Raw genomic sequence first — 6,530 nt, 5'->3', positions numbered from 1 at the left:
GTGTGCGCGGCCCGCCCCCGCCCCGGCCCCCCCACGGCGCGCGCGCCCCCGCCCCGCCCGCGGGCGCCCGGGGGGGGGGGGCGGCGCCCCCCCCCCCCCCGCCCCGGGGTCAGCGGCTCAGAGGGCGGTCGGCCACGCGTCGGCCAGCATCTTCCGGGTGTCGGCGAGCAGCTGGGGCAGCACCTTGGTGTGCCCGACGACCGGCATGAAGTTGGTGTCCCCGCCCCAGCGCGGCACCACGTGCTGGTGCAGGTGCGCGGCAATGCCGGCGCCCGCGACGGCGCCCTGGTTCATGCCGATGTTGAAGCCGTGGGCGCCGGAGGCCGCTCGCAGGGCGACCATCGCGCGCTTGGTGAAGTCGCCGAGCTCGGCGGTCTCCGCCTCGTCGAGGTCGGTGTAGTCGGCGACGTGACGGTACGGGACCACCATCAGGTGACCGCCGTTGTACGGGTAGAGGTTGAGCACCGCGTACACGCTCCGGCCGCGCGCGATCACCAGACCGTCCTCGTCCGACTTCGACGGAATCGAGCAGAACGGACAGCCGTCCTCGGCCCCCGGCCCGGTGGGCTTGTTCTCGCCCTGGATGTACGCCATCCGGTGAGGCGTCCACAGGCGCTGGAACGCGTCCTGCGTCCCGACTCCGATCTGCTGCTCCGGCTCAGTCGTCATGCCGAGCAGCATATTGCGTCGTCCGTTCGGAACGTGTCGCCGGGGCGGAAGATCCATGCAGCGGCCATGCTGATCCGATGAGCGACAGGCCACCGAAACCGCCCCGGCAGGAGCAATGGGACACCTTCATGGAGATCCCTCTCGCCGTGGCCTCCCTCGTCTACCTGGCGGGCTACGCGGTCCGGATCCTCGCCGACGACACCCTTCCGCAGGTCTGGCTCGACCTCTGCCTCGCCGTGACGTTCGCCGCCTGGGCCGTCTTCGGCGTGGACTACGCGGTACGGCTCCGGCTGAGCGGCCTGAACCCGGTGCGCTTCGTCCGCACGCACCTCCTCGACACGGTGGTCGTGGTCCTTCCGCTGCTGCGGCCGGTGCGCATGGTGAACCTCTACTACCGGCTGCAGGGGCGCCGGGAGAAGCCCCGGCTCAGCCTCTACGCGCGCGTGATGGTCTACGCGGGACTCAGCGTGACCCTGCTGGGCTTCGCGGGCGCCCTCACCGTGTACCGGTTCGAGCGGGACGCCCCGGGCGCCACGATCGTGACCTTCGGGGACTCGGTGTGGTGGGCCTGCGCGACCCTGGCGACGGTGGGGTACGGGGACGTGACGCCGGTGACCCCGATGGGCCGGCTCGTGGCGGTGGGCATGATGGCCTGCGGGCTCGCGCTGCTGGGCGCGGTGACGGGTTCGTTCTCGTCGTGGCTCATCCAGGTGTTCACCCGGGAGGACGAGAAGAGGCCCCCGGGTGATTCCCCGGGGGCCTCCTGAACGACTGCGTCACCGGACCCGGACGACTCGGGTCGCCGCGTCCGGACGACCCAGGTCACCAGACCTGGACGACTGGCGTCACCGGTCCTGGACGGGCCCTGGTCCGTCAGACCTGGACGCGGTCCTCGACGACCTTGGCGAGCTTGGCGATCGCCTCGTCGACGGGGATGCCGTTCTCCTGCGAGCCGTCGCGGTAGCGGAAGGAGACGGCGCCGGCGGCCATGTCCTCGTCACCGGCGATGATCATGAACGGGACCTTCTGCTTCTGCGCGTTCCGGATCTTCTTCTGCATCCGGTCCGAGGAGGAGTCGACCTCCACCCGCAGGCCCTGCTTCTTCGCCTTGGCGGCGAACTCGTGCAGGTAGTCGACGTGCGCGTCACCGATCGGGATACCGGTCGCCTGGACCGGCGCCAGCCACGGCGGCATGGCGCCCGCGTAGTGCTCCAGGAGCACGGCGAAGAACCGCTCGATCGAGCCGAACAGCGCGCGGTGGATCATGACCGGGCGCTGCTTGGTGCCGTCCGGGGAGGTGTACTCCAGGTCGAAGCGCTCCGGCAGGTTGAAGTCGAGCTGCACGGTCGACATCTGCCAGGTGCGGCCGATGGCGTCCCGCGCCTGCACCGAGATCTTCGGGCCGTAGAACGCGGCGCCGCCCGGGTCGGGGGTCAGCGGGAGGCCCTGCTTCTCGGCGACCTGCTGGAGGACCGCGGTGGCCTCCTCCCACACCTCGTCCGAGCCGACGAACTTCTCCGGGTCCTTGGTCGACAGCTCCAGGTAGAAGTCGGTCAGACCGTAGTCGCGGAGCAGGTTCAGCACGAAGGTGAGGGTGCGGTCCAGCTCGTCGGCCATCTGCTCGCGGGTGCAGTAGATGTGCGCGTCGTCCTGGGTGAAGCCGCGGGCCCGGGTCAGACCGTGGACGACGCCCGACTTCTCGTACCGGTACACGGTGCCGAACTCGAACAGGCGCAGCGGCAGCTCACGGTAGGAGCGTCCCCGCGCGTCGAAGATCAGGTTGTGCATCGGGCAGTTCATGGGCTTGAGGTAGTAGTCCACGCCCTCGTCGAGCTGCATGGGGGGGTACATGCCCTCGGCGTACCAGTCCAGGTGGCCCGACTTCTCGAACAGCTTGCCCTTGGTGGCGTGCGGCGAGTAGACGAACTCGTAGCCCTCCTCCTCGTGGCGCTTGCGCGAGTAGTCCTCCATGACCCGGCGGATGATGCCGCCCTTGGGGTGGAAGACGGCGAGGCCGGAGCCGATCTCGTCCGGGATCGAGAAGAGGTCGAGCTCGTTGCCCAGCTTGCGGTGGTCGCGCTTCTCGGCCTCGGCCAGGAAGTCGAGGTGCGCCTTCAGCTCGTCCTTCGACGGCCAGGCGGTGCCGTAGATGCGCTGGAGCATCGGGTTCTTCTCGCTGCCGCGCCAGTAGGCGGCCGCGTTGCGCATCAGCTTGAACGCCGGGATGTTCCGGGTGGTCGGCAGGTGCGGACCGCGGCAGAGGTCCTTCCAGCACAGCTCGCCGGTCTTGGCGTCGAGGTTGTCGTAGATGGTCAGCTCGCCGCCGCCCACCTCGACGTTCGCGCCGTCGTCGGTCGACGCGGAACCCTTGATGCCGATGAGCTCCAGCTTGTACGGCTCGTCCGCCAGCTCCTCGCGGGCGGCCTCGTCGGTCACCACGCGGCGGGCGAAGCGCTGGCCGCGCTTCTGGATCTCCTGCATCTTCTTCTCGATGACCTTGAGGTCCTCGGGGGTGAAGGGCTTCTCGACGTCGAAGTCGTAGTAGAAGCCGTCCCGGACCGGCGGGCCGATGCCCAGCTTGGCCTCGGGGAAGAGCTCCTGTACGGCCTGGGCCATGACGTGCGCGGTCGAGTGGCGCAGGATGTCGAGACCGTCCGGGGAGGAGATCTCGACGCCCTCGACGACATCGCCGTCGGCGAGCTCGTACGACAGGTCCTTCAGCTCGCCGCCCACGCGGGCGGCGATGACGGTGCGGTCGTCGGCGAACAGGGCGCCGGCGGTGGTGCCCGCGCTCACCGCCCTCTCCTCTGCTTCCGAGGCGGACTGGACGGTCACACGGACATCAGACACGGGTACTCCATACATAAGGGCGCTGGCAGACACGAGGTGCCGGCGCCGGCGACGCGCGGCAGAGACGAGGTGCCGCGTCGTCACCGATCTTACCGACCGGTTCGCACCGCCCGCGAAAGGGTTTCCCGGGTCGCCGCTCCCCCGCTACTCCTCCTCCGGTCCGCACGCCTCCTCGAAGAAGTCGAGGTTCTCGTGCAGCGCCTTCAGCAGCCGGTCCCGTTCCGTCTCGTCGACCTGGACGGGGACGACCCCGGAGGCGTCGGTGAGGCGGCGGAACCCGCCGCGGCTCTCCAGACGCCCCACCACCCGGATCGGGAGGCCCACGAGGTGGGCGTGGCCGGCGGTGCGGTACGCCTCCTCGTCGAGGGCCACCCGGACGTGCGGGACGTCCGCTCCGCCGAGGACCCGGAGCCGCACGATCCCCTCGCCGCGCGGCCCGGAGCGGCGCATGCGGACGACGGCGCCGGTGAGGCGGACGGGCACGGAGGGCTCGTCGGTGAGGTAGCGGGCGCTCGCCTCCCGCAGCGCGGGCAGGTCCCCGGGCGAGAACTCGACCGGCTCGGGCCGGGCCGCGCACCCCTCGGGCGTCCCTGCGGCCGGGGCCCACTCCAGGGCGATGCGGGCGCCCTCGGTACCCCGGACGAGGGCGACGAGCGCCTCGGTGAGCTCCCGGCTGACCCCGGCCCCGACGGCGGTGTCGAAGGCCTCCATGCCGCCGGTGGCCCGCTGGTAGTCGGTGGCCTCCCGGGCCGCGTACAGCGCGTGGTAGAGCCGGACGGCGATCGGGCGGCCCGGTTCGACCGGCAGGAACGCGGTCAGCCCGCGCCCGCCGGGCGGCGCGCCGACAACGACGGTCTCCAGGGAGGTCTGGGCGGCGCGGCGGTGGCGGGCGCCGTAGTAGCCGGCCCGGCCGCGCACGGCGAGGGCGCCGGCGAGGAGGAGCTGGCGGGCGGCGGACCTGAGCTGCTCCTGCACCGTCCAGGGGACGGCGCCGGCCGGGCCCGGGGGCACGTCGCGCCACCAGCGGATCTCGTCGCTGGGTACGGAGAGGCCGGTGAGGACCTCGCGGGCCGAGGGCGTGGCGCTGCGGGCGAGGGCGGTGAGCGCCTCGCCGAGCAGGTCCTCGCAGTCCGGGAAGGCGCGGCTCTCCGGGACGAGGAGGCTCGTCCCGGTGCCGGTGCCGGGCGGCGTCCAGCGGCTGTAGCGGCCGACGGCGCCCCCTCGGCGACGCCAGCCGTGGCGGGCGAGCAGGGCGCCGAGGACCCGGGGGTCGACCCTGCCGGGATCGGGTGCGCCCTGGGCGTCGACCCAGGGCCCGAGGGGCGGACCGGGGATGCCGGTCCAGGGCCCGGGCGTCTCGCCGGGCGCCGGATGGGGCCGGTAGGGCGGGGGGACGGGGCCGCGGCCGGCCCCGTCCCCCTCGTCACCGAACGCCGGTTCGTCGATCGGTCGGTGCATCAAGGTCTCCCTCCCACGCCGACCCGGGTCATGATCTCGCAGAGCGCCCGGTCGTCGAAGATCCGTGTCGTCGGGATGCGCACGGTGGTCCGGCGCCGTCCCGTGACCGGGTGTCCGGCCAGGTTGATCCAGTAGCAGCAGTGCCGCAGGTCGAGCCGGTCGTGGCCCGCTCTCAGCCAGTCCTCCTGCGCCCTCGGGACGAGCATCACCACCAGGATCTTGTGCACGGACACGGGCGTCCGGGCGAGTTTCGCCAGGTGGTCGTTGTCGAGGGTGAAGGAGAACGCCGTGGACGCGCTCCCCGGCGCGCGCGGCGGGATCTGGTAGGTGCACTTGAGCTGCACCTTGATGGTCACTTCGTCGTCGACGGTGTGCTCGGGAGCGCTGTGGCTCACGTGCCAGTCGATGCCGTTGTCCGGAAAGGGCTGGGACAGCGAGCAGCCGGCCGCGGCGGCGACGGCGTGCAGGTATCCCACCTGAAGGGTCTCCATGCAGGCGGTGGTGGCGAGTGAGCCGCGCGTCGGTGCCACCCGCTGGGGCGGCAGCCCTCCCGACTCGGGCTGGGCGAGCGCCATGTCTTCTTCCTTCCCCGTCCCTTGTGTTGTGACCGGTCCGCGTACGACGCAAACAGTCCGGGTATCACCGTTTCGGGCAGGGGGTTGGCCATCTGCCGCACGTGTGCAGGGAGTTCGGGGATGTCGATGCACTGGTACGAAGGGCCCCTGGCCGCTTTCGACACGGAGACCACGGGAGTTGACGTCGAGGAGGACCGGATCGTCTCGGCCGCCCTCGTCGTCCAGGACACGCAGGGGGCGCGTCCGCGGGTGACGCGCTGGCTGGTCAACCCCGGCATACCGGTGCCGGAGGGGGCCACCGCGGTCCACGGCCTGACGGACGATCACCTCCAGCGGAACGGCCGGTGGCCGGCCCCGGTGATGGAGGAGCTGGCGCGCGCGCTGGCCGAGCAGTCGGCGGCGGGGCGGCCGCTGGTGGTGATGAACGCCCCGTTCGACCTGACGATCCTGGACCGCGAGCTGCGCCGGCACCGGGCCTCGTCGCTGGGGAACTACACGGCGGGCAGCCCGCTGACCGTGCTCGACCCGCGGGTCCTGGACAAGCACCTCGACCGCTACCGGAAGGGCCGCAGGACGCTGACGGACCTGTGCGCGCACTACGAGGTGGAGCTGGCCGGGGCGCACGACGCGGCGGCGGACGCGACGGCCGCGCTGGACGTCGTACGGGCGGTGGCGCGGCGCTTCTCGTCCCGCCTGGAGCGGCTGACGCCGGCGGAGCTCCACACGCTCCAGTCGGTGTGGCACGCGGCGCAGGCGCGGGGGCTCCAGGCCTGGTTCACCCGGCAGGGGACGCCGGAGACGGTGGACCCGGCGTGGCCGCTGCGGCCGGAACTGCGTACGGCGGCGTGACCACATGACAGAGGCGGGGGGGGGGGGGGGGGGGCGCGGCGGGGGGGCGGGGCGGGGCCGGGTGGGGGTGACCAGTTCCCACGCGCGGGGATCGGTATGGGTGAACCCGCGCGGAAGAGCCGCGGGCCC

The 6,530-nt window shown here is 72.3% G+C and carries 6 protein-coding genes; 2 read left to right on the top strand and 4 right to left on the bottom strand.

The genetic code is table 11. The features are described from left to right. Nucleotides 1–117: 117 nt before the first annotated feature. Nucleotides 118–681: an HIT family protein gene (locus ACFV2S_RS34340; protein ID WP_385568654.1), complete on the bottom strand. Its 564-nt coding sequence runs from the start codon at nucleotides 679–681 to the stop codon at nucleotides 118–120. Between the two features lie 65 nt (nucleotides 682–746). Between ACFV2S_RS34340 and ACFV2S_RS34335 the strand changes: the two genes are divergently transcribed. Beyond that, the gene (locus ACFV2S_RS34335) at nucleotides 747–1,436 is read left to right on the top strand and encodes a potassium channel family protein (protein WP_383787799.1); all 690 of its coding nucleotides are present in this window, start codon (nucleotides 747–749) and stop codon (nucleotides 1,434–1,436) included. 106 nt (nucleotides 1,437–1,542) lie between these two features. Here the strand turns inward: ACFV2S_RS34335 and thrS are convergent, their stop codons facing one another. From thrS to ACFV2S_RS34320, 3 genes are all read right to left on the bottom strand, one after another. Continuing rightward, nucleotides 1,543–3,519, bottom strand: coding sequence for a threonine--tRNA ligase (gene thrS / locus ACFV2S_RS34330; RefSeq protein WP_385568647.1), 1,977 nt, complete (start codon nucleotides 3,517–3,519; stop codon nucleotides 1,543–1,545). Between the two features lie 144 nt (nucleotides 3,520–3,663). Beyond that, nucleotides 3,664–4,977, bottom strand: a complete 1,314-nt coding sequence (locus ACFV2S_RS34325; protein ID WP_385568644.1) for a hypothetical protein — start codon at nucleotides 4,975–4,977, stop codon at nucleotides 3,664–3,666. Further along, entirely contained in the window at nucleotides 4,977–5,552 is a 576-nt protein-coding gene (locus ACFV2S_RS34320) for a DUF4365 domain-containing protein (protein WP_385568641.1), read from the bottom strand. Before ACFV2S_RS34320 ends, ACFV2S_RS34325 begins: the two co-directional genes overlap by 1 nt. A gap of 120 nt (nucleotides 5,553–5,672) precedes the next feature. Here ACFV2S_RS34320 and ACFV2S_RS34315 point away from each other — a divergent pair, with 120 nt between their 5' ends. Further along, on the top strand, nucleotides 5,673–6,401 hold the full coding sequence (locus ACFV2S_RS34315) for a 3'-5' exonuclease (protein WP_383787807.1): 729 nt from the start codon (nucleotides 5,673–5,675) through the stop codon (nucleotides 6,399–6,401). The last annotated feature ends 129 nt before the right edge of the window (nucleotides 6,402–6,530 follow it).

Origin of the sequence: Streptomyces sp. NPDC059695 (genome assembly GCF_042733785.1) — a bacterium.
Classification (GTDB): domain Bacteria; phylum Actinomycetota; class Actinomycetes; order Streptomycetales; family Streptomycetaceae; genus Streptomyces.
This window is presented reverse-complemented; position numbering and strand designations above follow the sequence as displayed.